The organism is Bacillus sp. ISL-4 (assembly GCF_018613275.1).
Classification (GTDB): domain Bacteria; phylum Bacillota; class Bacilli; order Bacillales; family DSM-1321; genus Peribacillus; species Peribacillus simplex_E.
Genome location: NZ_JAGGQN010000013.1, coordinates 97,747 through 124,535 on the forward strand (window position 1 = coordinate 97,747; position 26,789 = coordinate 124,535).

Genomic DNA, 26,789 nt, shown 5'->3' on the forward strand with positions numbered 1-26,789 from the left:
TTCACGGTATTCCTATTCTCCATTATAAGGTCAAAGAGCCTAGTTTATCAAACAACTACTAGTATTGACGCAACCTTTTGTATTCCAGCTTGCGTTTTACCTTTTGTTTCTTAGGAGAATATAGTATGCCCGTCAAGTTTCCAGCTACCGCCAACAATGCAAACAACAGCCAGGATCCAGCAAACAGACTCTCCAGACCGCCACTTTCCAACGACAAACGCGGCACGGCATAATACAGCATCACACCGCATAAAAGCAAACACAGCAATAATCTCTGTTTCATCCAATCCCCCCTTTTTTCTCATTTATTCATTTTATGCCTGTGAAAGGAAAAAAGACTTGGCTGCAGAACGAGACTTTACTTTCCATTTCTGGAAATCTGCGTAAAAGGCAATGATGCACGGAGATCAGTCAATTCGGTCGGCTATGCCAACACGTTACACAAAAAAACGGAAGCCATTGCAGGCTCCCGCTCCTATTAAAATTCTATTTCATCCCCGGCTTCCATGATCAGTCCATTTCCCTCTTCAAGCAAGTCGATGAATTTGTCAGGATCCTGTTTGATGACAGGGAAAGTATTGTAATGAATCGGTACGACTTGTTTGGCTTGAAGGAATTTCGCAGCAAGTGCTGCATCTTCAGGCCCCATGGTGTAATTGTCGCCGATTGGCAAGAATGCCAAGTCAATCGGATGTCTCTCCCCAATCAGTTTCATATCGGAAAATACCGCTGTATCCCCTGCGTGATAAATCGTTTTCCCTTCTAACATAAGCAATATGCCAGCAGGCATTCCTAAATAAATGATTTGCCCCTCTCCGTTATTGAATCCCGTTCCATGGAAAGCTGGCGTCAGTTTCACTTTTCCAAAATCGAACTCGAAAGCTCCGCCGATGCTCATCCCGTGGGTCCTAACCCCTTGAGCACCCAGGTAGTCGGCAATTTCTGCAATGCCGATGACAAGTGCATCATGCCTTTTGGCCAATTCAACCGTATCACCGACGTGGTCATTATGGCCATGTGTTAAGATAATCACATCCGGTTTCACATCTTCTACCTTCAAATCGGTCAATTCGTTTCCAGTAATGAATGGATCGATTAAAATCGTTTTACCATTCGTTTCGATTTTTACAACTGCATGTCCATGAAAAGATACTTTCATTTTTGATGCTCCCTTCCCATACCCACAATTTATTTAGTAGCTTTCTTAGGCCTTTCCCATTTACTATACTTTTAAATATTGCTAAGGTAATTATATCTTATTAATGGAGGTATCGTCATGAATGAACGTTTGACAGAACTACAAAATTGGTTACAGGCCAATGAGGCAGAAGCCGCTTTACTTACATCTACAGAGAGCATCTTCTATTTGAGCGGTTTTTATAGTGATCCTCATGAAAGACTGCTAGCACTTGCGACTTTTGCAAATGCCGACCCATTCCTTGTCTGCCCGCAGATGGAAGTCCCGGATGCTAAACAGGCTGGATGGGCTGGAGATATCATCGGTTACACCGACATTGAAAATCCTTGGGAAAAAGTGAAGCAAGCAGTGAAGAGTCGCGGGTTGACCATTAATACAATGGCCATTGAAAAAGAGCATATGAATGTAGAACGTTATGAAAAGGTCCAACAATACTTCGGAGCACCAAAGCTCGTTTCCGCAGAAGAAAAACTTCAAAGGATGCGAATGATCAAATCGGAAGATGAAATGGTCAAAATCCGTGAAGCATGCCGACTTGCCGACTTTGCGATCGAAGTGGGTGTCAGCGAAATTCATGAGGGTAAAACGGAAATGGAAATCCTTGCAGCGATAGAATACGAATTGAAAAAGGCCGGCGTCAGCCAAATGTCTTTTTCCACCATGGTCCTGACTGGTAAAAATGGCGCTTCCCCTCATGGTACACCCGGGAATACGAAGGTTCAGCGCGGCGACCTTGTCCTCTTTGACCTGGGCGTCGTTCATGAAGGGTACTGCTCTGACATCACTAGAACGGTTGCTTACGGAGATATCAATGATAAACAGGCAGAAATATACGAAACTGTACTTAAAGCACAAGAAGCTGCCGTGGCAGCCAGTAAACCTGGTGTATCCTGTTCCGAGATAGACTTGACTGCCAGAAACATCATCAGGAATAAAGGATACGGTGAATTCTTCCCGCACAGGCTCGGGCACGGACTTGGGATCAGCGTCCATGAGTATCCATCCTTGACTGAAACGAATTCGCTTGAACTTCAATCCGGAATGGTTTATACCATCGAACCTGGCATATATGTTCCAAATGTTGCCGGCGTCAGGATTGAAGATGATCTACTGATCACCGATACCGGCTGTGAAGTTTTGACCAAATTCCCGAAGAGCCTGCAAATCATAAAGTGATGATCTGTTACCATTTAATATATCGAAACCCGGATACCCCCGCCTTCATTTAAGACGGGGGTATTTATTATTCAAAACTCATTTTAGCTAATCGGTCCGCAGTTCAAGTTTCACTGCTCTATCACTGCCGTCAAACCAAATGACCAGCCATTCACTATCTATTCTTATGATTCCCCTCTCGGCACCAAGAAAATAAACAACATTATCTTTCTCTTTAAAATATTCCGTTTCTGTTGGGGACCCTAAAAGCGTGATCACTTCTTCTTTTGTCTTGCCTATCAATTCATGTTCATTCATTAAGTCATCAACCAGATATACTTTTCCTTCATCATCATTTAACCATCTTTCAGTGGTGAACCTTGATTCATATTCATTTACCCCTAACTTAAAAATACAATAAAATAGAAGAGTAAAGCACAGGCTTGTTATGACTATAAATCTAATTTTGATTTTCCTTCATTATGCTGTTCTCAAGAATATTAAACTATGCATTATATTTATACTTGCTTTTGCATGCTTTGATATATTTCATTATATTTTTCACATCACATAATAAGGTTTGAATCATTTTTCCATATTGCGATTTCCAGATTATTGGCTAAAACATTTGCTAATTTGTTACAATTGAAATCAGATCCATTAGGTAAAACATAGTATAATGGGAATATAATAGAAGGAGGAGATTCACTTGAATAGTATAGATTATAAAAATATTCTTGTAGCAGTGGACGGTTCGGAAGAAGCAGAGTGGGCCCTAAAAAAGGCAATCTATTTAGCAAAACTCAGTGACGCTACCCTTGTGCTCACACATATCGTGGATACAAGGAATTTCCCTACTGTCGAAGCTTATGATATGACTATCCGTGATCACTCTGAAACCTTTGCCAATGAGCTATTGGACAAGTATAAAACGGAAGCCATTGCCTCCGGGATTGCAAAGGTCCAAACAGAAGTTGCATATGGTTCTCCTAAAGTTCAAATTCCAAGGGATTTAGCGAAAAAGCATTCAATCGATTTAATTGTTTGCGGTGCAACAGGCCTAAATGCAGTCGAACGATTCCTCATCGGCAGCGTGTCGGAAGGCATCGTTCGCCATTCAAACTGTGATGTAATGGTCGTGCGTACGAATTGATAAAAGAAAATGATAAAAAGCTCGTTCGCCAAATTGGTGAACGAGCTTTTTCCTGTTATTCACTTACAAGTTTTTCCGCTTTTTCAATAGCCAGCAATACTTGGGCAAAACCTGTACCGCCCGCACTGTTACGGCGTTTAACGGCCTCATAAGGATTTAATGCATCATAAATATCCTGTTCAAACAAATCGGAAGCTTCCTGGAATTGTTCAATGCTTAGGTCCACTAAATAGCAGCCATTCTGGACACAGAACAATACAAGCTTCCCGACCACTTCGTGCGCCTTACGGAAAGGCATACCCTTCGAAGCCAGGTAATCAGCTAATTCCGTCGCATTCGAGAAGTCATTTTTTGTTGCTTTTTCCATTACGTCCGTTTTCACTTTCATCGTTGAAATCATGCCGGCAAATATTTTAAGTGAACCAACAATGGTCTTAACCGTATCAAAAACGCCTTCTTTATCTTCTTGCATATCTTTGTTATAAGCAAGCGGCAGTCCTTTCAAAACAGTTAATAACCCCGTTAGGTTCCCATAAACCCGTCCTGTTTTACCACGGATCAATTCCGCCATATCAGGGTTTTTCTTTTGCGGCATGATGCTGCTTCCCGTGGAAAACGCATCATCCAATTCAATGAATTGGAATTCCTGGCTTGACCAGAGAATGATTTCTTCGCTGAAACGGGATAAATGCATCATCATTGTCGCACTGTTGCTCATGAATTCAATGGCAAAATCACGATCACTCACCGCATCAAGGCTGTTTTCGTAAATTCCCTCAAACCCCAATAACTCGGCACTGAGGGCACGGTCAATCGGGAAAGTAGTCCCAGCTAATGCCCCGGCACCCAATGGAGAGATGTTAATCCTTTTGAAACTCTCGTTGAAGCGCTGCTTATCACGCTCAAGCATCCAAAAATAAGCCATTAAGTGGTGGGCAAATGAAATGGGCTGTGCTCTCTGCAAATGTGTATAACCTGGAATTAGTGTTTCCACATTTTTCTTGGATTGTCCCAAAATCGCCATTTGCAAATCATTGATGAGTTCCAGAATCACTTTCGTTTGGTTACGCATATACAAATGAAGGTCGGTTGCAACTTGGTCATTACGGCTTCTTCCTGTATGAAGCTTTCCGCCAACTGGACCGATTTCGCTTATTAGCATACTTTCCAGGTTAAGATGGATATCTTCCATCTCAACCTTAAAAGTCAATTCACCCTTCTCAGCTTTTTCCTGTAAAGTTTTCAGACCCGCAATGATCTGATCCGCATCTTCTTCAGGTAAAATGCTGCATTTCTTTAACATGGTTACATGAGCTAAACTGCCTTGAATATCTTCAAGGACAAGTTCCTGGTCAAAGGAAATGGAAGCTCCAAACTCATCTACCCATTCTTCGGCAGATTTTGTGAATCTTCCTCCCCAAAGCTTGCTGCTCACACTGTCACCTTCTTGTTAGTGACCATGCTGTTCACTTTCGTTGGAAGTCCCCATAACTTAATGAATCCAACTGCTGCATCATGATCGAATTCGTCCGCTTTTGTATAAGTAGCCAATTTTTCGTCATATAGGGAGTACTCGGATTTTCTTCCTTCAACAATCGCATGACCTTTGAATAGTTTCACACGTACCGTACCCGTTACATTCACTTGTGTTTCTTTCAGGAATGCAGCCAACGCTTTTTGAAGCGGAGAGAACCAAAGCCCTTCATAAATCAATTCAGTCATTTTCTTCTCGATAACCGGTTTGAAGTGAGCCAATTCTTTTACTAGCGTGATATCTTCAAGTTCTTTGTGTGCAGCTATCAATGTCATTGCACCAGGAGCTTCATAGACTTCACGCGATTTGATTCCTACTAATCTATTTTCAACGTGATCGATACGTCCAACTCCGTGCTTGCCGGCAATTTGATTCAACTCGACGATCAGGTCAGCCAATTTATAGTTTTTATCATTCAATGTAACCGGCACACCTTGTTCAAAACCAATTTCAATGATATCAGCTGTATCTGGCGTACTTTCAAGGCTTGCAGTCAAATCATATGCCTCTTCCGGCGGAGCTGCCCATGGATCTTCCAGGATTCCACATTCGTTACTTCTTCCCCAAAGGTTTTGGTCAATCGAGAATGGACTCGCCATGCCAATCGGAACGGGAATGCCATTTTCCGCTGCATATTCAATCTCCTCTTCACGAGACCATTTCCAGTCACGAACAGGTGCAAGAACTTGCAAATTAGGGTTCAAGGCGGAGATGGATACTTCGAAACGCACTTGGTCATTTCCTTTTCCCGTACAACCGTGCGCAACGGCTACCGCGTTTTCCGCTTCAGCCACTTCCACTAATTTTTTCGCGATCAGCGGACGTGATAAAGCTGATATCAATGGATATTTCCCTTCATACAAAGTATGTGCCTGAAGAGCCGTCAATGCGAATTCATCAGCGAATTCGTCCTTCGCATCAATGACATAGGAACTTACCGCACCGACAGTGATCGCTTTTTCTTTAATGAAGTCCAAATCTTTCCCTTCACCGACATCCAAGCAGCATGCCACAACTTCGTACCCTTGATCTTGTAACCATTTAATTGCAACGGAAGTATCCAAACCTCCGGAATATGCTAAAACAACTTTTTGATTTTTCATTTTCATCGTCCTTTCGTATGAATAAAAATTCATCGTTTGTTATTTTTATTCAATCTATGATTAGTACTTTATCATCTTTATTAAAGGAATACAAGGGGTATTTTAAAGATTTCGCTAAATAATCCGCTAATATTTTCAAGGAATTTACACATTGGATGCTTCCGCGAGAATATAGTAAACTAGGAGTATGATAAATCGAAAAGCGGAGGGCATATGAAAGAACTATTTATCTATGATGAACGGCTTGGCATCTCAATTCCCGATTTGAATCTGGAGTGGGATGATTATACAAAAGGCGAGCAACAGCAAATACTCGTACTTTGGGAGAATATCCGGGGAAGCATCCCGGACCGCATCAAGGAACTGGAATCCACCATTAACCGAAAGCAGCTTCAGCTCTCCGATGAGAGTAATTTCACCAAATCATGCCAGCTCAATTCCGAAATTGCGGAACTTGCTTCCATCATCAATGATTTATGGCTATGGTATCGTGCCAATCAAGGCGTAACTGAAAAGATGCATAATTAAGGCCTATTCCATGCAAAAAAAGCCATAGTTTAAAACTGTGGCTTTTTTTGCATCCCTCTTATAAATCCTTGCGAAGTTCACCAACGACATGTCCCAATTCCGGGAGAATCAATTTATTCATCGCAAGCCTAACCGCCCCTGAAGAGCCCGGGGTGGAAAAAACCGCTTTGTTGTTCACGACTCCGGCAATCGCCCTGGATAGAATGGCGGCAGACCCGATATCCTCATGATAGCTGAGCATTCGAAAAATCTCGCCAAAACCGGGAATTTCCTTGGTCATCAACTCTTTGACCGCCTCGATCGTCACATCCCTATTGGCGATGCCAGTGCCTCCATTTGTTAATATGACATCGACCGTGCTGCTTTGGCTACCGGAATTGACCGCATCCTGAATCGCTTTCCGCTCATCTTTAACGATTACATAATCCGTCACTTCATGCCCTTTCGACTTCAGCAATTCCATCATCAGTGCTCCGCTTTTATCCATTTCTTCATTTCGCGTATCGCTGACGGTTATCACCATGCAGCGAACTGCCTCCGTGATGGCGTTTTTATGATTCTTGACACTCATTCTTCATCAGCCTTCTTCTCAAGTAAATAACGGTACTGATAGAACTTCTGGGCAAATTCACTGACACTCCGGGTCATTTGATAATTGGACCCAGCCCCTATGACCATGCTGATGACCGGTATGCCCCGAACCAGTTTTTTTCGGAAAACAGTAATGGATAATGCTTTCAACAGCTGCTTCAGCGGCTGTTCCATCCAGGTAGGGTTTGTCAGTTCTTCGATTCCTAAATAAAAATAGTCATCTTCTGCGGTCTGGACCTCGCGGATCAATTCTTCCCAAGCTATTCCTTGGAGCCTCTTTGGCATCGCTCCTGCATTGAATACCTTAAGGGCCAGCATCATTTCAAACGGTGTATTCACCTCAACACCATAAGACATCGCAATCAGCTGTACGATCCTGACATTGATGACCGTCATGGCCGGAATATCGCTCCCTAGCAGAAGCAGGCCTCCTGATCCGCTCATCCCGCCTTGTGCAAATGAATATAAGCGATGCTTAGCGATATGCTGATTGGCTATGTAATTCAACTGATCGATCGATAAGTGTTTCAAATCACTCAACGTTTCGATTTCTTCATTAAACACGCGCGCAGATGCTAAAATCCGCTCTCTTGCATCTATTTGAACTTGTGAGCTCTGAACCATGGCATGCAAATGAAAAAGCCAAGTATCAAGCTTGTCAAAAAACTGTTGTTGGATGTTTTCCGGAAGCAGGGCAAACCCCTGCTCCAACCATTTATCATACAATGCAGCCAGATCCGTTGGCTCATATTGATAAAGTTTTTCCTGCCATTCACTAATTTCATTCAAAAGTTTCATTTCCCGGTTCGTGAATTCCATGCATCAAGCCTCCTATGTACAGAATTGGTGGATTCTCCCTTAAGTATAACATAGAGAAAAGGTTTTCAAAGAATAGATGATGGCGACCCAGCGTTCAAGGGGATCGGTTTGCATGGAGATAAAATCCATGGGAAGGCGGATTTTGAGAATGAAATTTCATGGGAAAGACCCCTTACCAGAGAGATAAGGGGGTCATTATAAAACAGGAAGTCATGTTTTCCAAGTTTCGCACAAAGCTATTTTCATGGTATCCCTGACAATCATGATTTCTTCATTAGTGGGGATGACCATGACTTTCACAGGGGAATAGGGTGCATTGATGAATGCTTCCTTACCCGAGGTGCGATTGAGATCCTTATCCCAATATACCCCCATGTATTCAAGCCCCTCCAAGATTCGCCCCCTAATAGTTTGACTGTTTTCACCGATGCCCGCTGTAAAAATGATGCCGTCCACACCTCCCATTTTAGCTGAATAGGAGCCTATGTACTTGTGAATCCGGTCTGCGAACACTTTAAGTGCGAGTTCAGCCCGCTCATTGCCTTTATCCGCTTCAACTTGAATATCGCGCAGGTCGCTGGAAAATCCGGAAAGGGCCAGAATGCCGCTTTTCTTATTCAGGACATCCAGAACTTCATCTGCTGTTTTTCCCGTCTTTTCCATGATATAAGGAATCAGTGCAGGGTCGATGTTCCCTGAACGCGTTCCCATAGTAACACCGGCCAATGGTGTAAACCCCATTGATGTATCAATTGATTTGCCGCCCTTTATGGCCGTAATGCTTGCACCATTCCCTAAATGGCACGATATCAATCGAAGCTGTTCAATTGGGCGGCCAATCATTTCGGCAGCCCGCTGCGATACATATTTATGTGAAGTGCCATGAAACCCATACTTCCTTATTCCGTAATCTTCATAATATTCAAGAGGTAAGCTGTACAAATAGGAACTTGCCGCCATCGTTTGATGGAAGGCAGTGTCGAATACCGCAACCGCTGGCACATCATCCAGTATTCGCCTGAAGGCTTTGATTCCGGTGATATTGGCGGGATTATGAAGGGGCGCCAACTCGGAAAGCTTTTCGATTTCCTCTATTACGTCTTCCGTAATCAAGACCGAGTCCGTGAATATCTCACCGCCATGCACCACCCGATGCCCTACGCCATCTATTTCTTCTAAGGAGTCAACGATGCGATGGTCAATCAGCTTTTTCAATAAAAGCCCTACAGCTATTTCATGATTGGGTATATCCATCGTTTCAGAAACCTTTTCGCCTTCGACGCTTAAGGTAAATGCGGAATTTTTCAAGCCGATTCTTTCTACAAGACCTTTTGTCATTACTTTTTCACTTGGCATCTCAAAAAGCTGAAACTTCAATGATGAGCTGCCCGCATTAATAGCCATGATTTTTGACATCCATCCTGCTCCTTTACTCTATGCTAGTTCCTCCAATGTTCATCCAAACGAAACGTGCAGTGTATTGTACAATCTTATCATGGCAAGCGGATTCAACCAAATAATAATAAAAAATTGCAAATAATCACTCTTTCAAAAAAAAAAGAAAGCCAATGCCTGCGGCATCAGCTTTCATTGACTATTTTTCCTCTTTAAACCAATCGTCCATCTGTTGCATGACAGACCTGGTCGCTTCGAAATCCGACAACTTCGGAAGTTGTACGAGCAATGCCTTCTTCGGTGCTTCGATACCCTCTTTTTTCTTTTGGAGGATCAGGATGCTTTTCGCAGCCGCTTCGCTCTTAAACATGGAAAGCGGCAGTTGCACCATCCCTTGGATATGTGTATGCTTCTTCAGGAAATCATTGAGTTTCGGAGCTTCCTCCGAGACGAACAGGTTATTCGGGACAATGAAGAATAGGTGTCCGCCATCCTTCGCGTGTTTAACACCTTGTTCAATAAACAAATGATGTGCATACGAATGTCCTTTATCGGCCTTCAATTCATACTCAGCTGCACGAACATCATTCGGGTAATAACCTATCGGCAAATCACTGACCACAACATCTGAAGGATCGATGAAAAGCGGCTCCAAGCTGTCCTGGTTGAAAAATTCCATCGGATGTTCTTGCAGGTTGGCACCCGCGTATGCAAGCCTGATCAAGGTTTCATCAATCTCGACACCATATGAAGCGATGTTTTTATCAGTAAGTTGATTCAAGATCGCAAATAGTAAATTCCCCGTTCCAATGGCAGGATCGAGCATGACTATCTCTTTTTGATTCTTGGTGAATTTACCGACTAAATAGCTGACGAACATGCCGACTGCATCAGGGGTCATATGATGATTCGGCTGAACGCTCTGCTGCATGCCTTTTAAAATAGCAAGCTGATACGCTTTACGGATTGCTTCCTTCTCATATTTCTCCGGTGAAAAATCTGCATAATGCTTCACTAACCTTTTCTTCGATACTTCACTGATTTCCTCCTGCAGGACTTTCCCTTGGAAGAAATTCTCGCCCGTTTCACCCAGGGCATCCAGATACGTACATGAAAGTTCACTTTGCAATATTTGGGCTGTTTCATCAAATTCATAAAATAATTGTTCAACTGGGGTAGACTTCACTTATTAATTCCTCCTGTTTGCTTCTGTCCCTATTTTAAAGGTAAGAAGAATGAGATACAAGCCGTACGTCCTGCTTATCATTCTTCGTTTGTTTAACATACTGTTTTTCGATTTGAAAGTTACATATATGGAATCTTGCGCGCACTCTTTTTTCAAAATTTCAACCACGAGTAATTAAAAGGTAAATTAAATACAGGGTGTGGAATTTGGAAGTTGATTGTAACGTAGGGCACGCGCATAGTTACGTTTTCCGAAGCCCTTTTGTCTACAAAATGAAATACAGGGTTGCTGCCCTGTATTTTTTATTACTTGGAAAGGCTCAATGAATGCCCAAACAGAATACCATACATGAGGTGGTGATTATGATGGATAATCAATATCAATACTATCATGGGCAGGTTAATCCGATAAATCAGCAACATGATACACAGTCAGCAGATGAAATTAACAGGCAACAACAAGGGTTTCAAGAAGGGTTTAGACAAGGATATCGACAAGGTTATCGACAAGGGTATAGGGATGGATATCGAGCAGGGCAACAAGCGGGGTTTATTCCAGGACATCATCAAAGACAAATGCCGTCGTGGCCTAATGAAATTGACATAAAAGTTGGTACACCTAATGGTCAAGAGTGGTCTGGCAAAATTGTTTTACCACTGAATGGTCCGAGTTTGGAGCCATAACTAAATCAAGCATATAATGATAAAAATAGTGTATTAGAAACGAACTGTATTGGTCGGCACTCAAAGTTTAATATACACAGCTCCATTGAAAATCAGGCATGAATAACATCCGTTAAATAAAGTTAAAACAAAAAACCGGGTACATAGCGCCCGGTTTCTTAGGATTGCATCTTATTTTGCCGCTTTAGCCGCTTCGATTGCACCTTCGTAATTTGGATGGTTGGTACCTTCACTCACATATTCTACATATGTGATTTCATCAGAGCTGTTCACTACGAATACAGAGCGGGCCAATAGACGAAGTTCCTGCATGACAACACCATATGCTTCACCGAATGAAAGGTCACGGTGATCGGAAAGCACTTGAACATTGTCCAAGCCGCTTGCAGCACACCAGCGTTTTTGCGCGAAAGGAAGATCGTTACTGATCGTCAGTACTTTCACATTATCCAATTTTGCCGCTTCTTCATTGAATTTACGTGTCTGTGCATCACATACACCTGTATCCACAGATGGAACCACGCTGATAATGCGGACAGAACCTTTGGAGTCGCTTAATGTAACCGGTGATAAGTCATTAGCCAATACTGTAAAATCAGGTGCTTTGTCCCCAACTTTTAGTTCTTGTCCCACTAAAGTGATCGGGTTGTTTTTAAATGTAACTGAAGCCATTAATAATTCCTCCCTTTTCTGCTATATGTACAAGCATAATCATATTTGTTTTACCGGAATTTTGCAATAAATTGAATTAGGAAATGTGAATGGTGCTTGTACATTACATACATGCTTTTATGTTGATGAAATACTGCAGCAAAAAGAAAACTCGGCGGGTGCCGAGTCACAGTTAGAAATCTATATCCTGTTTTGGTTCTTGATATCTCTTTACAGCTGGTTGACTGCCGCCTTGATTACTGCCTTGCTTTTGATTACTGTCTTTCTTGGATAGCATGGACTGAATTTTATCGACGACTTGAGGAGCTAAATCCATCATTTTTTCGAGAAGATGTGTCCCTTCATCCAGGTGAATCATTTTCACCCCATGGGAACCGACAATCAAAAAGGCAATTGGTGTTATGGAAACCCCACCGCCGCTACCGCCGCCAAAAGGCTGCTTGGAACCACCTTGCTGTCCTTGATGGTTCCCATCCATCATAAATTCGCTGCCACCGGCTGCAAAACCAAATCCCACTTTGGATACGGTTAAAATGACACTTCCATCCGGAGTCTCCACCGGATCCCCGATGATCGTGTTCACATCAACCATTTCTTTCAGATTTTCCATAGCTTCTTTCATTAAACCTTGGATCGGATGATCTGACATTTAAATTCCTCCCTCTATAACGATTGTTTATTGGAATCACCTGATAGCTTCGCTAATTTCCTCGACTTGAAATGCGGCTTTCCGCCTTTCCTATAACGAAGCAGTTTTATTCCAGTCACCATAGCTTGCCCGATTCTAAATTGTAATATGCAGGAAATCGACGTGTTTGCCTGCCATCTCTGAAAGTCGGGTGTAATGGAATAGGAGGGCATGATCCGGAAGTTGAAATAGGTTGTCAGCAACCCGATGATTGAACCTTTAAGCGCCCAGCATGCTCCAGTTAAAACACCGGTGTGTGCAGCGTTTTTAGTACCGACCATACTATGCCAGGTGAATTTTTTGACTTGGACTTTCCCTGTGAATTGACGGACAATCCCATGAAATCCGATTATATGCTGAAGCATCTCCAGACTGTCTGCGAATCCGTCACGCAAATCTTCGGCCGTGATTTTTTTCTTTTCTTCCTTTTTGGTTTTTCCGTTCATTTCTTGCTCTTCCTTTACTACTATAGCCGCAGAGTCATCTTCCATTTTGATGACCGGAACCTTGAATGTATAGTGAAAAAGCCCATACCAAGCTGATAATTTAATATGTATTTGGTCATTCGTTTGGATACGTTTGTAGTCGATGTACACTCTTACTTTAGTGAAAACAACAATCAGCAGCACTAAAATGAGGATACCTATAATCAACAAAAGCCACTTCATGCACCCACACCCCTTCAGCCTATCATTATCGGCATATGCAAAAAAAAATAAACCTGCAAAAGCGAAAATCCCGCTCTTACAGATTTATGAATGGAAGAAATCATCTTCTGATCAACACAACGCCCGTGTCTGCAAAGACATCATGCAATGCCTGTTTCTTCGGTAAAAGTCCTGCCAAGAGATAGCCAATCCAAGTGACTTTTGAAATATAGCGGCCAATCAGCTCCCTGAACAATATCGTACCCCATGAAATGTTTTTCTCTTCCTTCAATGCCACGACTTTCAGTCCAAAAATCATCTTGCCAAGGGTTTGGTTCAAGAATTTGGTCATCAAAACAAAGTATAAGAAGAATACGACCCCCGTTAAGAAGCCCTCGGCGGAAAACCAGAGATCATCTGTCCCTTCATAAAACTTGAAGATCGGATGAATCAAAATCCGGTTCAAACTTCCGATAACCAATAGATCGGCTAGATAGGCCCAAAACCTCATCCAAAAACCTGCAAAATGCACTTTCTTGACTCCGTCATCATCCACGGTCTTATTGGCTGGTGTAAATTCCTGCTGAACAGGAACCTCTTGATCTGCCATTAGATTGGATGAAGCGATTTGTTCATTGTTTTCATTTCGTTCCGTCATCCTTCAGCCCCCCTATTCCGCATACAAATACATTAAGCGTGGAGAATTTGAAGAGGAAAGGACTTTTGTCAAGACTGCCGTTTCCACATCATTTCCCAACATTTTTTGCGCACCCATACTGAATAATGAACCAAAACCTGCCTCATCTGTATAACGGATAACTTGAGCATCCTTTTCACCGATATCCGTTTTCATTGCGGCAATTACATCATCCAAATGGCCGAAATCATCGATTAGATGGTTTTCTTTAGCCTGACGCCCATCATAAATGCGTCCATCGGCAATTTCCCTTACTTCCTTCTCTGTCATACCGCGTCCATCTGCAATGACTTTTACAAATTGATCATAAGAATTATTAATCATATTTTGCAGTATTTCACGTTCTTCCCCAGTCATTTCCCTGGTCGGGCTCATAATATCCTTGTGTGGTCCGCTTTTGATGGTTTCGAACTCGACACCATATTTCTTGGCCAGCTTCTCGTAATTATACCCATGCATGATGACGCCAAGTGAACCCGTCATCGTTTCTGGGCTAGCATATATCTTATCGGCTGGTGCAGAAATATAATATCCGCCGGAAGCTGCCATAGACCCCATGGAAACATAGACAGGTTTTTTCACTTTCTTGATATCAAGGATCTTGTCATAAATCTCTGCACTTTCGACGACACCGCCGCCTGGAGAATTGACCCGAAGGATGATTCCTTTGATATCATCATTTTCCTCTGCCATCTTCAGCTTATCCATGAAGGCACGGTGATTATATGTTGCTGAACTAAGTAATGAGGCTTCTCCTGTATCTTGAATCGTGCCTTCTACATCAAATACGGCAATAACATTTGAGTAATCATCACCTTCTATGACTTCCTCGTAAAATGCACTTTCGGAAGCAAATAATTCATCAATGATATTTTCCGTATCCGCTGTAAATAGAGTCGTAGCCGCCCCAACAGCAATAGAGACAAAAAATAAAACGGCTGCGATTCCAAGTGCAGCCCAACGCTTTCCATTCATCTGTTTTCCCCCTTAAATATATGTATCCTTCTTACCATACGAACTAATGATGAAAATGTTTCATTCCATGATAAACTAAGACATATAAAATTGTAGCAAATAATCCTCTAATTGGAAATGCATTGGTGCATTTTGTACAATTTGCATATACCTTTCTTTCCTATTTATACAAAAGAGGGATGATGATATACATGCAAATAGAAAATTTTCTTCAAGTTTCTAATTTTGAGCCGGAGCAGTACATGCTTTAAACGGAAAAATCAGCCAAACTAAAAAGCTGCCGGGATTCATCCCGGCAGCTTCTATATTTATTGCTTTGGAGCTAATTCAATTGCTGACTGAATGGCCGCAAGCATGCTTTTTTCATCAGCGATATTCTTACCGGCCATATCAAATGCTGTCCCATGATCTACGGAAGTTCGGACTATGCCGCCCTTGAGCCCTACAGTAATATTGACTCCAGCCTCAATTCCCATGACCTTGATCGGGGGCATGTCCCTGATCATGATAACAGGCAATGACAATATCAAAATCTCCACGGCCGGCCCTGAAGAACAATGTATCTGCCGGAAGCGGCCCGCTTACATTGATTCCCTCACCCTGTGCCCGTTCTATTCCAGGCATTAATTTCTCTTCTTCTTCACCATTTCCAAATAAGCCATTTTCCCTTGCATGGGGGTTTATACCACAAACAGCGATGCTGGTTTTGAAAGCCCGCCTTTGTCAGCGTTTCATGTGCAAGCTTAATCACTCTGTACGTCCGCTCAGGATTAATGCTTTCGATAGCTTCGATCAGCCCCATATGAGTCGTCAAATGGATGCCCTTTAAATTGGGAGTGGTCAGCATCATCGAAAAGTCATCTGTACCTGTAAGGTCAGCAAGAATCTCTGTATGGCCAGGGTACATATGACCACCTTTGTGGAGCGCTTCTTTTATTGAGAATTAATTATACCATCATTCGCTTTTCACTTCCTAAAAGGAACTGCTTCGCTATCCAGTCAATCATTCTTTCTTCGATACTGCTTCCTCAAACGAATAACAAAAATGCTTCATTCCATGATAAACTATGTCATATAAAAGTGTACGAAATGTGCAGCTTCATTTTGTACTGACGGCTTTCCCTTCTTGAAAGAAAAGAAAGCCCTTTCATCACCATACCATACTAGGGGGGAACATGATGAACACTCGAAGGAATATTTATTTTTTCCATGCACCGAATGCAGAGATGATTAGCAAGGTAGAATACTTGTCAGACTTGGCGAAGCAGCATTCGTATGAAGTCATCCAGGATTTCACGAAAGCAAACATCATCGTAAGCATCGGTGATGACGGCACATTCCTGCAGGCAGCCCGTAAAACCGGATTCAGGGATGACTGTTTATATGCGGGCATTTCCACCACAGGTAACTTGAATATGTATTGCGATTTCCACTTGGAAGACAGTGCTAAAATGATCGATGCCATGACAAAAGAGCAAATAGAGGTACGTAAATATCCAACCATCGCTATCCAATTGGACGATCAGCCCTCCTTTTACGCCCTTAATGAACTTAGTATCCGGTCTTCCATCACCAAAACGTTCATCATGGATATTTTCATTGATCAACTCCATTTTGAAACTTTTCGCGGGGACGGGATCATCATTGCGACTCCGACTGGAAGCACCGCCTATAATAAATCGGTCAATGGGGCCGTTGTCGATCCCCTCCTCCCATGCTTTCAAGTGAGCGAACTTGCTTCCGTCAATAATAATACCTATCGGACCCTAGGTTCCTCATTTATTTTAAGCGGTGATAAGACATTGACCGTCCACCTTGAAGAAAACGGACCAAGCTATCCGATCATCGGAATGGACAATGAAGCACTAAGCATCAATCATGTCGAAAAGGTAAAGGTCCGGTTAAGCGGTAAAGTCATCAAGACCGTTAAGCTAAAAGACAATTCCTTTTGGGAAAAGGTTAAAAGGACCTTTCTTTGAACTAAAAAAGGTACCGGGTATGGTAACCGGTACCTTTATATATGATAAAAATCTTTCGTGTTTTGATAAAGGATTTCATAGACATCCTCAATCGGCAATCCTTTAATCGAAGCAATCTGACGCACACTGTCATGCATCATGCCGGGATGGGTCCATTTCCCATTGAAAACCCCTTCAAACGGCCATGGTCCATCCGTTTCAATCATCATCAGCTTAAGTGGGTATGCAAAAACTAATTCCTGTATTTCCCTCTCATAACAAACATCAGGTGTAATCGAAATGCGGTAGCCCTTTTCGGCCATTCTTTCGACTGTCCGGATATCGCCTTTAAACCAATGAAAGTGTGCCTTTGTGATTTGGTGCTTATCCAAAAGGTCGCAAACGATGGGTGCATCGTCATGGACGGCATGAAGGATAACCGGCTTTTCAACCTCTTTAGCTAAGGTCAGGAACCTCTCCAGTATCACTATATACGCTGAGTTATCAATATCGGGATTTTCCTGCCTTAAGTAATAGGGCAGCCCAACCTCACCTATGGCAACCATATCTTGACGATGTTCCCGCATCCAGTTCAAAAGTTCGTTCACTTCTTCATCGCTTGGGAGGGGCTGCTCTGGATGAAAACCAAAGGCAGGCTTTATTCGTGAATCCTTCAGTGAGAGCTGATAATTGTTAATCGAAGAGGCCAAATTCATGGAAACAGACAGCAAGGATTCCATATGAACCTTTTCCATGTCAGTCAGAATCTGCTTCCGCTTAACAACATCATACCGGTCCAAATGGATATGACTGTCGATGATCCTCAAGTTTAATCGCCTCCCTTAAGTAGAAAAAGTTGGTTTCAGTGCTGCATATAACTCTCTCTTCAAATGAAAAAACTCATCACTAAGAAGCTGTTCTTCACTTCTTGGCCTTGGAAATGGAATTTCCACTTCTTTGATGACAGCAGCCGGTTTTGCTGATAACACATAAATCCTATCTGAAAGGAAAACCGCTTCATCTATGCTATGCGTAACAAAAAGCACCGACCTCCGATTTTCTTCCCAAACCGACAACAGCCATTTTTGCATTTGCAATCTTGTCAGTTCATCCAAGGCAGAAAAGGGTTCGTCCAGGCACATCAAATCCTGTGGACTTAAGATACTCCGGATGAATGCGGCCCTTTGCTTCATGCCACCAGATAATTCATGAGGATATGCTTTCCCGTACTCTTCTAATCCAGCTTTCTTCAAAAGGGCTTTTGCCTTTTCTTTATCTCTGACCCCAGCAAGTTCACTTCCAAGCAAAACATTTTCCAATACCGTCCTCCAGGGTAAAAGGGAAGGCTGCTGAGGCATATAGCTGATATGGCCCTTTAAGCCATTTATCTTTTTACCATCCAGTGAAATGATGCCATGATCCGGCTTCAATATGCCGCCGATCAAGTGGAACAATGTACTTTTACCGCTGCCCGATGGCCCAAGGATCGTGACAAATTCCCCATCATCCACATGGAAATTCATCTTCTCCAATATATTCTGTTTACCATCGAAAGAATAGGAGACATCTTTAATTTCCAGCTTCACCCTTTTCGCCCTCCTTTCTCTTCCAAGAAACTAAGTATTTCTCCAGAATGGTGATGATTCCAAAAAAGATCAGGCTCATTCCCATGATGATGAAAATGGCAACAAACACCCGATCTGTCCTGAACGCAGAGGAAGCGAGAGTCATGTAAACACCAATCCCCGATTTTGCCCCAAGCCATTCCGAAATAACCGCACCCATTACACTATAGGTGGCAGAAATTTTCAGGCCGGAGAAAATGAATGGGATTGAGTGAGGAAGTTCCAACTTCCAAAATAACTGGTTTTTTCCCGCTCCCATCATCTTGAAATAATGCTTAAGTTCGTATGGTGTCTGGCGAAAACCGTCCAATGATGCAACCGCAACCGGAAAAAAACATACAAGCGAAATCACTATTAACTTAGGCAGCATGCCAAAGCCAAACCAGATCACCAAGAGCGGCGCCAAAACAATGATGGGTATATTTTGTGATAGTATGAGCAGAGGATAAACCGCGTCCTTCACACCGGGAAATAGGTGTAAAATTGCCGCGATCAATAAGCCGATGCAGCTTCCAATAAAAAAACCCGACAACGCAAGCTCGGTTGTGGATATAAGGTGTCCGTAAAGATTGCGGGACGACTCAATTCCTTCAATGAAAATGGCCGATGGAGCGGGAAGCAGCCATTCTTCGACTTTCAATAAGACTGTCACTGACTCCCATACTATCAGCAACAATAATAAAAGAAAGAAGGGAGCCCCCTTCTTCCAAATTCCCCTTCCGATCATGCCCGATATTTCTCCGTTAACGTATCCATCGTAATCCCGCTTGGCTGATATAATATTTTCACTTGGGAAATGACATTCGGCGATCCTATTTCAATCATTCTTACATTCATTTTTTCTATCACGGCAAAAAGTTCGGAAAGCTCACCCTCCATTGTCGTTTCAAGCGGGTGAACCTCATACTTGACACCTGATTCTTCAATGATCTTGATTGCTTCATCGACCATAGGGATGACATTTTCCCCTTTAGGAATAATCTGTATACTAATTAATGAGTTGGCCATTGTATTTCCTCCTATTTTGGTAAAAATTCATTGGTAAATGCCTTTTCAGGATCGAAATCACCTTCAAGAAGCTTATTTTCAGTCATCCAATCACTGTAATTCTTCCAAATTTCAAGCTTTTGTTCACCCCATCGCGGAGCATCATCCTGATACTTGTCTGCAAGCCACTCCTGGCTTTTCTTCACTAGTTTTGCATCAAGATCCGGTGCAGACTTAATTAATATGTCCGCTGCATCGTCAGGATTCTTAATCGCAAACTGGTACCCTTTCGAAGCTGCTTGAACGAATGCTTTAACAGTCTCCGGATCTTCTTTTATCATCTTTTCATTCGTAGTTAATACAGGCGTATAGTAATCAAGCTTATCAGAGTATTCAGTTAAGTAAACCATATTAAGCTTTTCATTTCGCAATTCAGCCTCAATGCCTGTCCATCCATAATAAATCCAGGCAAAATCTATATCCCTTTTAACCGAAGTGAAAAAATCCGTGTCTCCTGTATTGACTATATCCACTTTATTTACATCCGCATTTTCTTTTTTCATGAGTGAATCAATGATGGCCTTTTCAACCGGAGACCCCCAGCCACCATACGTTTTCCCTTCAAAATCCTTGGGAGTTTTAATGTTCTTTGCCTCAGGGGAAGCGAATCCCGAGGTATTATGCTGAATGACGGCAGCTACCGATACAATCGGCACGCCCTGCACGCGGGCCTGCGTTATGCCCTCCTGGTAACTCACGCCAAATTCAGATTTCCCTGAAGCGACAAGCTTATCAGCTCCGGCTTCACCTGGCATGATAATTTCCACATCAAGACCTTGGTCTTTAAAATAACCTTTTTCCTTGGCTACATACAATCCTGTATGGTTTGTATTCGGTGTCCAATCGAGCACGACCGATACTTTTTTTAATTTTTCATTTCCTTCATTTTTAGATGCTTCTTCTTTTTCATTAGTTCCGCCTGCACCGCATCCAGCCAAAAGGAACAACGAAGTTAACAGTGGCAAGAATTTATTCAAGTCATTATCCTCCTACACATCATATAAGTTCCATATGCCGGAACCATAATGGGGCTCCAGGGTTTATTCAAATACTGGATAAAAAAGCAAAAAACGCCCGAAGATGAATTCGGACGTTAACATACAAAACAGAAAATCAGTAATAATATGTTCCCTCCGCTGGCATCATCCAGATCAGGTTCAAAGAGTCAGCATCTAAAGGATGCAATCTCAGCCAGCAGTACTGGCCCCCCTACATTTCTCGCACATATGAACTTTTCTCTCTCATTATATCAATTCATTGGGAAAAAGGAATACTAATTTGCTTCTTCTCGCTAATTGGAAAGGTATTCCTTGCACTTTAGGATATCTAGCAAAACATCTATTGGAATGAAAGAAAAAAATTCTGCCTCTTTTCATTCCAATCATTCTCGGCTGCAACGGTGGCTGACACGTTCCAAATAGTCAATTCCTTGCTGGCATTCATATAATGAGCATTACATGTAGACATTTTTGTTTACCGGTTTTATAAACCGTTAATTTCATAAGCAAAAGGTGGATATGATCATGATAAAGATTAATCACAAATGGTTAGATGTCAGTCAAATCCAACCAGGAATAACATCTGCTAAATCGCTTGAAATTGTCCAATTGCTTGCGGAAGATTCTAACGTTCTTGAATTCCGGAATTTTGGAGAGTTTAATTTCGAGATACAACTGAGGAACCGAGTCATTGCGGCAGCTATTGCGTTGGATAAAAGTAATGCAGAATTTTCCACACTTGAGGAATCGGAAAGCAATAAACAATATTGGCGCCTTTCAAAGGATGGCACCTTTACCCTTCAGCCAGGGATTCTCCCTCATGCTGCACTCGTTGACATTTTCATAAATGGAAGGCTTTATGCTTTCGAATGCGGGACAGCGATAGTCGTCACTTTTTTAAAGGCCATTTTGGATTTAATCGGCCCGAGGAATTTCGACACCCTTTTTTCAAACCTAGTTTTATATGACTGGCACCCTCCACAAAATATGGCTCTCATCATTCATAAAGGAAGGGATTATTCACCAGGTGATTGCGTTTACTTCAAAAACCCTGATCACGATGAGTCAACTCCTGAATGGCAAGGTGAAAATGCCATATTATTAGGAAATAACCTCTTTTATGGCCATGGGATCGGGATTACCAGTTCACAGGGAATCATCGCTGAATTAAATAGCAATAGAAAGCCGTTCGCCACCATATCAGCATTCCTGACAGATCATATCATTTCCCTGGATAGTTCCTTCTATAGTCAATTCCAATTAAATCCCCCACGTGCAAAGCCCGATTACAGTCCTATCAGCCTTTCCAATTGTATTGTTTCTGAAGTAGGTTCCAATATTTACCTTTCGTGACCATGGCATTTCCCATATGCCGTAAAACCGTTTCATTAAATACCGGCATAAAAAAAATGCTTGGCGAGAAATCTCCCAAGCATTTTTTGCTATTCACGCACCAATATTCCCTTTGCCTTTGAACCTGCGGGCACTTGCCTGACCCCATTTCGTTATGGATAATGTATAAACAGCCAAGGCTGACCATATGAAGAAAAAGGCTAAAAGATGTGCTTTGGTAAAACTTTCATGATAGACGAATACCCCAATCAATAAAGATAAGGTCGGAGCGATATACTGAAAAATGCCAAGCATCGATAACGGGATCTTCTCCGCCCCTTTCGCAAAATATAAAAGAGGCAATGCCGTGACAATCCCGCCGCCCACCAACAGCAGGCTTGTGCTTCCCTCTGTAAAGAATTGCATTTCTGACCGATTCATCAAGTATATCAGGTAACCCAGGGCAAGAGGCGTTACCATCATCGTTTCGAGCGTCAGCCCGATTGCCGATTCGGCCTTGATCATTTTTTTTGCCAGACCGTATAATCCGAACGTCATGGCCAAAACAAGAGAGATCCACGGTATCGTGCCAAAATGAATGCCAAGGATCAAGACTCCGATTCCTGCAAGCAGGAATGAAATGATTTGGGCCCTGCTCAATTTTTCTTTTAAGACTATCACTCCCAATAGTACACTGACTAGCGGATTGATATAATATCCAAGGCTCGTGTCGAGGATCCGTCCTGAGTTAACGGCCCAGATGAACACTCCCCAATTAGCTGTAACAAGCAGAGACGCCGTTAGTAATGCCGTAAAGAGTTTGGGATTTCCCATTATGTTTTTGACATAAACAAGAAACGCTTGCCATTTTTTCATGAACATCAATAAAACCAGCATGAACACGAAAGACCATAATACCCTCTGAGCTAAAATTTCTGTTGCACCGACGCCCTGAAGGAACTTCCAGTAAATCGGCACGACTCCCCACATCATGTAAGAAAGGGCTGCATAGATTGCCCCTTCTTTTTGTTCATCCACTTTCATAACAAGCCTTCTTTCCATTTACATTCCTTTATCTAATTCCATCTAACAATTTTGTATTCCGATTTCTTTTTTTGCAACTGTTATTTTTTATCATACATGATTTTGTCATCGATGACCGTCATGACCGCCTCAGCTTTTAGGAGATCATCCGGCGCAACAGCAAAAACATCCAGATTAAACACGGTAAAATCGGCATCGTACCCTTCAATGATCACACCGCGACGTTTTTCCTGGCCGATTGCTGCAGCACTCCCTTTTGTATACAGTGCGAAAGCCTCGTATACGGAAAGCCTTTCGCCCAAGCCATATACGGTCCGGTCCTCACTGTTGATTTTCATCCTTGTAACAGCTGCATGAATGCCCAAAATTGGATTTAATGGTTCAATGGGTGCATCCGACCCTCCCGCACAAATGATGCCCAACTTCAAATAGGTTTTCCAGGCATAGGAGGATTCCAATAGATCGGCTGGAACCTTTTCTTCCACCCACGGGAAATCGGACGGGACGAAACCCGGTTGGATATCAAAGATTACCGGCAGCTTTGCCGCCCGCTCCAACAGCTCCGGCCGGACAATCTGCGCATGGATGAGCCGGTCCCTCTGCCCCTTTTTCGGGGGGAGGGCTTCTATTGCATTCAAGACGTATTCAAAAGCGAGATCGCCAATCGCATGGACAGCAATCGGCATTCCGGCATCCCTTGCTTTTTCTACCCATTCCTGAAGCTCGTTTTCAGTGAATATCGCGACTCCATTCGTATCCCCTTGATCTACATAAGGCTCGCTCAACAGGGCTGTGCGTCCGCCCAAGGAGCCGTCGGTAAATATCTTCATGCTGTCGAATTTGATATATCGCGTACCTTTCTGATAGCCGCCGCCTGCTGCCAGCATTTCTTCAAACGCTTCGTGATGGACGAGCAAATTGGCGCGAAAGGCCATTTCCCGGTCCTCGATTACCGATTTAAACGCCTGATATGTCGGCATGAAGCCATTGTAATAATGGAGGTCCTCAGTATGTCCGCCAGTCAAACCTAGCTTATATGCGTCTTCTATGGCCTCTGTGAGCGCGTTTTCGATATACTCTTGATCAATGCCGGGAAGGCTGTCTAAAATAAGGTTCTGTGCCTGACTTTCTTTAAATAAACCATTTAAACGTCCGTCAGGATAACGGCAGATCACCCCGCCTGAAGGTTCTTTTATATCTTCTTTAATATCCGCTTCCAAAAGGGCGCGGGAATTGACCACCAAGGCATGACGGCAAATCCTTTTCAATACGATGGGATGTTCTGTCGATATCGCGTCAAGCTCATCCCGTAAAATCAATTCAGGAATCGGCCATTCATTCTCATTCCACCCTTCGGCAACAATCCACTTTCCAGCCGGGGTTTTTGAGCACTTTTCCTTCAAGGATTTCAAGATGGACTCCCTGCTATCCATCAAAGAGAGGTCTAAACGAAGCAGCCTTTCACCATGCCCGACCAAATGAAGGTGACTATCCACTAACCCCGGCAGCATCGTTTGTCCCTTTAAGTCGATTTCCCTGGAAATATTGCCGGCATATTCATTTTTCAAATAGTCCAGGCTGCCAGTATCAACAATTACCCCCTTTTCTGTGAAGACTGCCTCCACTTGATCGTTTTCTTTAATCATCGTATAAATCGACCCATTGAACCATAACGTTCCCATTCCGGCTTTACACTCCTTATTAAATGATTGTTACTGCGCAGATATGCAGTAAGTGTACCATCTCATATCATGAATTCCCATATTTACGCTTTTATCCAAGCACCTATTAATAAAAAAACGCCAGCCGTGGGGGCTGACGGTAATGCTTTCAATCAATTGTTAAGGAGTGCTTCTTCCCTTTTGCGTAAATCCACCCGTTTGATTTTACCTGATGTCGTTTTGGGCAGCTCTTCTAAAAATTCAATTTTCCTTGGATATTTATATGGGGCAGTCAATTCTTTCACGTGCGATTGGAGCGTCTGGATCAAGCCTTGGCTGTTCGGATCGATGTCCTCCATCAAGACGACATATGCCTTGACCACATTTCCCCTTATTTCATCAGGGCTTGCTATAACGGCACACTCTTTAACAAATGGATGCTTAACGAGTGCATCTTCCACTTCAAACGGTCCAATCGTATATCCCGAGCTGATGATGATATCATCAGAACGACCCTCAAACCAGAAATAACCATCTTCATCCTTTTTCGCTTGGTCGCCGGTGATATAATAGTCCCCGCGGAATTGCTGCGATGTCCGCTCGGGATCTTTGAAATATTCTTTAAAGAGAGCAGGTGTATCTACATGTACGGCAATATCCCCCACTATGCCAGGAGAACAAGGTTTACCGGAATCATCAATGATTTCCACATGGTTGCCCGGAGTCGGTTTGCCCATGGAGCCCAATTTAATTTCCATGCCTTTCGTTACACCTACCAGCAGGGTATTTTCGGTCTGTCCATATCCATCACGCACTTCAATATGGAAATGGTTTTTAAAGACCTCGAACACTTTTTGATTTAAAGGCTCTCCCGCTGATACAGCACTATGAAGATGGGATAAATCATAGTCATCAAGGTTATCCGCCTTTGCCATCAATCGATACTCGGTCGGTGTGCAGCATAACGCATTCACCTTGTAGTCCTGAAGCAGCTGAAGATATTTCTTCGCCTCGAACTTCCCATGATAGGCAAGACCGGCAGCTCCCGTTCCCAGAACCGCCAGGAAAGGACTCCAGATCCACTTTTGCCACCCTGGGCCTGCAGTTGCCCAAACCACATCATTTTCGCTGATGCCGAGCCAGTTTGCTGCAGACGTTTTCAAATGGGCATAAGCCCATCCATGTGTATGGACGACCCCTTTTGGATTTCCTGTCGTTCCGGAAGTATACGATAAGAACGCCATATCCTCACTCTTCGTGTCGGCCATAGTCAGCTGATCTGATTCCTCATCGGCAAGCTCATTCAAATCCAGCCAATTTTCGATACTTTTTCCGATTGAAAATTTCAGGAGGCTTTCCGCCCCTTCTATTTCATTCAATTCATGAGTATATTCATGATAACTGATGATTCCTTTGACATCACCATGGTTGACTCGATACTGCAAGTCCTTCGCACGAAGCATTTCGGAACAAGGTATGACAATCATGCCAATTTTCAATGCGGCTAAATACACTTGATAAGCTTCCACCAAACGAGGGATTATGATAAGGACCGTATCACCTTTACCCAGTCCTTTTTTCTTGAAGGCATTTCCGATCTTATTTGCACTTTTTAATAAATTCTCATATGTAAGTTGTTTTTTATCCCCGGTTTCATTCTCCCAGAGGACGGCAACTTTTTCTGGATCTTTTGCAAAACGTTCCATTTCACTCACTAAGTTGTAATGTTCCGGAGCCAATAAGTCTTCACGCTTCATATTCTTCCCCTCCAATTATGAACTCTTAGTACCTACTCATTATACAAGATACTTCTGTAATATTTCTATTTATTTTTACAAACAAATAAAGAGAGCGGGTGTTAGAACCCGCTCTCTGTAGCCATGTTTATTAAATTATCTGTTGAATCCTCCGCCTAATTGTTGTTCAGCCATTTGAACAAGGCGTTTTGTGATTTCTCCACCAACTGAACCGTTAGCGCGAGATGTTGTGTCGGCACCAAGTTGTACGCCGAATTCTGTAGCGATTTCATATTTCATTTGTTCTAGAGCTTGTTCCACTCCAGGTACCAATAATTCGTTTGAGCTGTTGTTGTTTGCCATG

Annotated in this window: 29 protein-coding genes, 1 pseudogene and 1 riboswitch; of the genes and pseudogenes, 6 read left to right on the top strand and 24 right to left on the bottom strand. The window is 42.7% G+C overall.

What is annotated here, in order from left to right; all coding sequences use genetic code 11:
- Positions 1–58: 58 nt before the first annotated feature.
- Together J7J00_RS12155 and J7J00_RS12160 are read right to left on the bottom strand one after the other, a co-directional pair.
- Positions 59–283 carry a hypothetical protein gene (locus J7J00_RS12155; RefSeq protein ID WP_098369970.1) on the bottom strand — a complete coding sequence of 75 codons (225 nt, stop codon included), beginning with the start codon at positions 281–283 and terminating at the stop codon, positions 59–61.
- 195 nt (positions 284–478) lie between these two features.
- Positions 479–1,159, bottom strand: coding sequence for a metal-dependent hydrolase (locus J7J00_RS12160; protein ID WP_214790948.1), 681 nt, complete (start codon positions 1,157–1,159; stop codon positions 479–481).
- Between the two features lie 117 nt (positions 1,160–1,276).
- Here J7J00_RS12160 and J7J00_RS12165 point away from each other — a divergent pair, with 117 nt between their 5' ends.
- Positions 1,277–2,374 carry a M24 family metallopeptidase gene (locus tag J7J00_RS12165; protein WP_214790950.1) on the top strand — a complete coding sequence of 366 codons (1,098 nt, stop codon included), beginning with the start codon at positions 1,277–1,279 and terminating at the stop codon, positions 2,372–2,374.
- Positions 2,375–2,461: 87 nt separating this feature from the next.
- Here the strand turns inward: J7J00_RS12165 and bamE are convergent, their stop codons facing one another.
- Positions 2,462–2,671, bottom strand: coding sequence for an outer membrane protein assembly factor BamE domain-containing protein (bamE, locus tag J7J00_RS12170; RefSeq protein ID WP_214790952.1), 210 nt, complete (start codon positions 2,669–2,671; stop codon positions 2,462–2,464).
- Positions 2,672–3,071: 400 nt separating this feature from the next.
- On the opposite strand from bamE, the gene J7J00_RS12175 reads away from it, so the two are divergent.
- On the top strand, positions 3,072–3,506 hold the full coding sequence (locus J7J00_RS12175; RefSeq protein ID WP_214791049.1) for a universal stress protein: 435 nt from the start codon (positions 3,072–3,074) through the stop codon (positions 3,504–3,506).
- A gap of 55 nt (positions 3,507–3,561) precedes the next feature.
- On the opposite strand, the gene argH is transcribed toward J7J00_RS12175, so the two are convergent.
- Both argH and J7J00_RS12185 read right to left on the bottom strand, forming a co-directional pair.
- A complete protein-coding gene (gene argH / locus J7J00_RS12180) occupies positions 3,562–4,941 on the bottom strand; it encodes an argininosuccinate lyase (protein ID WP_214790954.1) in 1,380 nt (459 codons plus the stop codon).
- Positions 4,938–6,143, bottom strand: coding sequence for an argininosuccinate synthase (locus J7J00_RS12185; protein ID WP_214790956.1), 1,206 nt, complete (start codon positions 6,141–6,143; stop codon positions 4,938–4,940). Before J7J00_RS12185 ends, argH begins: the two co-directional genes overlap by 4 nt.
- Positions 6,144–6,356: 213 nt before the next feature.
- On the opposite strand from J7J00_RS12185, the gene J7J00_RS12190 reads away from it, so the two are divergent.
- Positions 6,357–6,671: a hypothetical protein gene (locus tag J7J00_RS12190; protein WP_214790958.1), complete on the top strand. Its 315-nt coding sequence runs from the start codon at positions 6,357–6,359 to the stop codon at positions 6,669–6,671.
- 58 nt (positions 6,672–6,729) lie between these two features.
- On the opposite strand, the gene J7J00_RS12195 is transcribed toward J7J00_RS12190, so the two are convergent.
- The 4 genes from J7J00_RS12195 to J7J00_RS12210 all read right to left on the bottom strand — a co-directional run bounded on the left by J7J00_RS12195 (position 6,730) and on the right by J7J00_RS12210 (position 10,662).
- Positions 6,730–7,242, bottom strand: a complete 513-nt coding sequence (locus J7J00_RS12195) for a MogA/MoaB family molybdenum cofactor biosynthesis protein (protein WP_214790960.1) — start codon at positions 7,240–7,242, stop codon at positions 6,730–6,732.
- Positions 7,239–8,081 (bottom strand): EcsC family protein, encoded by an 843-nt coding sequence (locus tag J7J00_RS12200; protein WP_214790962.1) that lies wholly within the window; start codon positions 8,079–8,081, stop codon positions 7,239–7,241. The genes J7J00_RS12195 and J7J00_RS12200 overlap by 4 nt, the downstream gene beginning before the upstream one ends.
- A gap of 210 nt (positions 8,082–8,291) precedes the next feature.
- Positions 8,292–9,497 (bottom strand): acetate/propionate family kinase, encoded by a 1,206-nt coding sequence (locus J7J00_RS12205; protein ID WP_214790964.1) that lies wholly within the window; start codon positions 9,495–9,497, stop codon positions 8,292–8,294.
- A gap of 178 nt (positions 9,498–9,675) precedes the next feature.
- A complete protein-coding gene (locus J7J00_RS12210; RefSeq protein ID WP_214790966.1) occupies positions 9,676–10,662 on the bottom strand; it encodes a class I SAM-dependent methyltransferase in 987 nt (328 codons plus the stop codon).
- Between the two features lie 365 nt (positions 10,663–11,027).
- Here J7J00_RS12210 and J7J00_RS12215 point away from each other — a divergent pair, with 365 nt between their 5' ends.
- On the top strand, positions 11,028–11,345 hold the full coding sequence (locus tag J7J00_RS12215; protein WP_214790968.1) for a FliH/SctL family protein: 318 nt from the start codon (positions 11,028–11,030) through the stop codon (positions 11,343–11,345).
- Between the two features lie 171 nt (positions 11,346–11,516).
- On the opposite strand, the gene tpx is transcribed toward J7J00_RS12215, so the two are convergent.
- The 6 genes and pseudogenes from tpx to J7J00_RS12245 all read right to left on the bottom strand — a co-directional run.
- Complete coding sequence (gene tpx, locus J7J00_RS12220) at positions 11,517–12,017, bottom strand: thiol peroxidase (RefSeq protein WP_034309176.1); 501 nt, start codon at positions 12,015–12,017, stop codon at positions 11,517–11,519.
- A 172-nt stretch (positions 12,018–12,189) separates the two neighbouring features.
- Positions 12,190–12,666: a GerW family sporulation protein gene (gene ytfJ / locus J7J00_RS12225; RefSeq protein WP_098369959.1), complete on the bottom strand. Its 477-nt coding sequence runs from the start codon at positions 12,664–12,666 to the stop codon at positions 12,190–12,192.
- A gap of 14 nt (positions 12,667–12,680) precedes the next feature.
- The gene (locus J7J00_RS12230; protein ID WP_214790970.1) at positions 12,681–13,373 is read right to left on the bottom strand and encodes a DUF2953 domain-containing protein; all 693 of its coding nucleotides are present in this window, start codon (positions 13,371–13,373) and stop codon (positions 12,681–12,683) included.
- Positions 13,374–13,473: 100 nt separating this feature from the next.
- The gene (locus tag J7J00_RS12235) at positions 13,474–14,010 is read right to left on the bottom strand and encodes an RDD family protein (protein ID WP_286201310.1); all 537 of its coding nucleotides are present in this window, start codon (positions 14,008–14,010) and stop codon (positions 13,474–13,476) included.
- Positions 14,011–14,022: 12 nt separating this feature from the next.
- Positions 14,023–15,024, bottom strand: coding sequence for a signal peptide peptidase SppA (sppA, locus tag J7J00_RS12240; protein ID WP_214790972.1), 1,002 nt, complete (start codon positions 15,022–15,024; stop codon positions 14,023–14,025).
- A gap of 308 nt (positions 15,025–15,332) precedes the next feature.
- Positions 15,333–15,958 (bottom strand): annotated as a pseudogene (locus J7J00_RS12245) (4-hydroxythreonine-4-phosphate dehydrogenase PdxA); the annotation flags it as partial.
- A 244-nt stretch (positions 15,959–16,202) separates the two neighbouring features.
- Between J7J00_RS12245 and J7J00_RS12250 the strand changes: the two are divergent.
- Complete coding sequence (locus J7J00_RS12250) at positions 16,203–17,003, top strand: NAD kinase (RefSeq protein WP_214790973.1); 801 nt, start codon at positions 16,203–16,205, stop codon at positions 17,001–17,003.
- A gap of 35 nt (positions 17,004–17,038) precedes the next feature.
- Here the strand turns inward: J7J00_RS12250 and J7J00_RS12255 are convergent, their stop codons facing one another.
- From J7J00_RS12255 to J7J00_RS12275, 5 genes are read right to left on the bottom strand one after another with little or no spacing between them, the layout of a single operon-like run.
- Positions 17,039–17,809, bottom strand: a complete 771-nt coding sequence (locus J7J00_RS12255; protein ID WP_214790974.1) for a TatD family hydrolase — start codon at positions 17,807–17,809, stop codon at positions 17,039–17,041.
- Between the two features lie 15 nt (positions 17,810–17,824).
- Positions 17,825–18,562, bottom strand: coding sequence for an ABC transporter ATP-binding protein (locus J7J00_RS12260; protein ID WP_286201317.1), 738 nt, complete (start codon positions 18,560–18,562; stop codon positions 17,825–17,827).
- Positions 18,552–19,334 (bottom strand): ABC transporter permease, encoded by a 783-nt coding sequence (locus J7J00_RS12265; RefSeq protein ID WP_214790975.1) that lies wholly within the window; start codon positions 19,332–19,334, stop codon positions 18,552–18,554. Before J7J00_RS12265 ends, J7J00_RS12260 begins: the two co-directional genes overlap by 11 nt.
- Complete coding sequence (locus tag J7J00_RS12270; protein WP_034309193.1) at positions 19,331–19,615, bottom strand: thiamine-binding protein; 285 nt, start codon at positions 19,613–19,615, stop codon at positions 19,331–19,333. The genes J7J00_RS12265 and J7J00_RS12270 overlap by 4 nt, the downstream gene beginning before the upstream one ends.
- 11 nt (positions 19,616–19,626) lie before the next feature.
- Positions 19,627–20,631, bottom strand: coding sequence for an ABC transporter substrate-binding protein (locus J7J00_RS12275; protein WP_214790976.1), 1,005 nt, complete (start codon positions 20,629–20,631; stop codon positions 19,627–19,629).
- 134 nt (positions 20,632–20,765) lie between these two features.
- Positions 20,766–20,875: riboswitch (TPP riboswitch) on the bottom strand.
- A gap of 302 nt (positions 20,876–21,177) precedes the next feature.
- Here J7J00_RS12275 and J7J00_RS12280 point away from each other — a divergent pair.
- On the top strand, positions 21,178–22,005 hold the full coding sequence (locus J7J00_RS12280; RefSeq protein ID WP_286201311.1) for a protein-glutamine gamma-glutamyltransferase: 828 nt from the start codon (positions 21,178–21,180) through the stop codon (positions 22,003–22,005).
- Positions 22,006–22,098: 93 nt separating this feature from the next.
- Here J7J00_RS12280 and rarD read toward each other — a convergent pair whose 3' ends face one another.
- From rarD to J7J00_RS12300, 4 genes are all read right to left on the bottom strand, one after another.
- The gene (rarD, locus tag J7J00_RS12285; protein ID WP_214790977.1) at positions 22,099–23,028 is read right to left on the bottom strand and encodes an EamA family transporter RarD; all 930 of its coding nucleotides are present in this window, start codon (positions 23,026–23,028) and stop codon (positions 22,099–22,101) included.
- 80 nt (positions 23,029–23,108) lie between these two features.
- Complete coding sequence (locus tag J7J00_RS12290) at positions 23,109–24,710, bottom strand: amidohydrolase (protein WP_214790978.1); 1,602 nt, start codon at positions 24,708–24,710, stop codon at positions 23,109–23,111.
- Positions 24,711–24,862: 152 nt separating this feature from the next.
- Positions 24,863–26,446 carry an acyl-CoA synthetase MbcS gene (mbcS, locus tag J7J00_RS12295; RefSeq protein WP_214790980.1) on the bottom strand — a complete coding sequence of 528 codons (1,584 nt, stop codon included), beginning with the start codon at positions 26,444–26,446 and terminating at the stop codon, positions 24,863–24,865.
- Positions 26,447–26,581: 135 nt separating this feature from the next.
- Complete coding sequence (locus J7J00_RS12300; RefSeq protein WP_137018142.1) at positions 26,582–26,788, bottom strand: alpha/beta-type small acid-soluble spore protein; 207 nt, start codon at positions 26,786–26,788, stop codon at positions 26,582–26,584.
- Position 26,789 lies beyond the last annotated feature (1 nt).

Coding starts and splice junctions, on each gene's coding strand:
- J7J00_RS12165 (WP_214790950.1), top strand. CDS start 1,277: ATGAATGAACGTTTGACAGAACTACAAAATTGGTTACAGGCCAATGAG.
- J7J00_RS12160 (WP_214790948.1), bottom strand. CDS start 1,159: ATGAAAGTATCTTTTCATGGACATGCAGTTGTAAAAATCGAAACGAAT.
- J7J00_RS12230 (WP_214790970.1), bottom strand. CDS start 13,373: ATGAAGTGGCTTTTGTTGATTATAGGTATCCTCATTTTAGTGCTGCTG.
- mbcS (WP_214790980.1), bottom strand. CDS start 26,446: ATGAAGCGTGAAGACTTATTGGCTCCGGAACATTACAACTTAGTGAGT.
- J7J00_RS12270 (WP_034309193.1), bottom strand. CDS start 19,615: ATGGCCAACTCATTAATTAGTATACAGATTATTCCTAAAGGGGAAAAT.
- J7J00_RS12215 (WP_214790968.1), top strand. CDS start 11,028: ATGGATAATCAATATCAATACTATCATGGGCAGGTTAATCCGATAAAT.
- J7J00_RS12300 (WP_137018142.1), bottom strand. CDS start 26,788: ATGGCAAACAACAACAGCTCAAACGAATTATTGGTACCTGGAGTGGAA.
- J7J00_RS12265 (WP_214790975.1), bottom strand. CDS start 19,334: ATGATCGGAAGGGGAATTTGGAAGAAGGGGGCTCCCTTCTTTCTTTTA.
- J7J00_RS12190 (WP_214790958.1), top strand. CDS start 6,357: ATGAAAGAACTATTTATCTATGATGAACGGCTTGGCATCTCAATTCCC.
- J7J00_RS12200 (WP_214790962.1), bottom strand. CDS start 8,081: ATGGAATTCACGAACCGGGAAATGAAACTTTTGAATGAAATTAGTGAA.
- J7J00_RS12195 (WP_214790960.1), bottom strand. CDS start 7,242: ATGAGTGTCAAGAATCATAAAAACGCCATCACGGAGGCAGTTCGCTGC.
- J7J00_RS12250 (WP_214790973.1), top strand. CDS start 16,203: ATGAACACTCGAAGGAATATTTATTTTTTCCATGCACCGAATGCAGAG.
- rarD (WP_214790977.1), bottom strand. CDS start 23,028: ATGAAAGTGGATGAACAAAAAGAAGGGGCAATCTATGCAGCCCTTTCT.
- tpx (WP_034309176.1), bottom strand. CDS start 12,017: ATGGCTTCAGTTACATTTAAAAACAACCCGATCACTTTAGTGGGACAA.
- sppA (WP_214790972.1), bottom strand. CDS start 15,024: ATGAATGGAAAGCGTTGGGCTGCACTTGGAATCGCAGCCGTTTTATTT.
- J7J00_RS12290 (WP_214790978.1), bottom strand. CDS start 24,710: ATGGGAACGTTATGGTTCAATGGGTCGATTTATACGATGATTAAAGAA.
- J7J00_RS12280 (WP_286201311.1), top strand. CDS start 21,178: ATGATAAAGATTAATCACAAATGGTTAGATGTCAGTCAAATCCAACCA.
- ytfJ (WP_098369959.1), bottom strand. CDS start 12,666: ATGTCAGATCATCCGATCCAAGGTTTAATGAAAGAAGCTATGGAAAAT.
- J7J00_RS12235 (WP_286201310.1), bottom strand. CDS start 14,010: ATGACGGAACGAAATGAAAACAATGAACAAATCGCTTCATCCAATCTA.
- J7J00_RS12185 (WP_214790956.1), bottom strand. CDS start 6,143: ATGAAAAATCAAAAAGTTGTTTTAGCATATTCCGGAGGTTTGGATACT.
- J7J00_RS12205 (WP_214790964.1), bottom strand. CDS start 9,497: ATGTCAAAAATCATGGCTATTAATGCGGGCAGCTCATCATTGAAGTTT.
- bamE (WP_214790952.1), bottom strand. CDS start 2,671: ATGAATGAACATGAATTGATAGGCAAGACAAAAGAAGAAGTGATCACG.
- J7J00_RS12155 (WP_098369970.1), bottom strand. CDS start 283: ATGAAACAGAGATTATTGCTGTGTTTGCTTTTATGCGGTGTGATGCTG.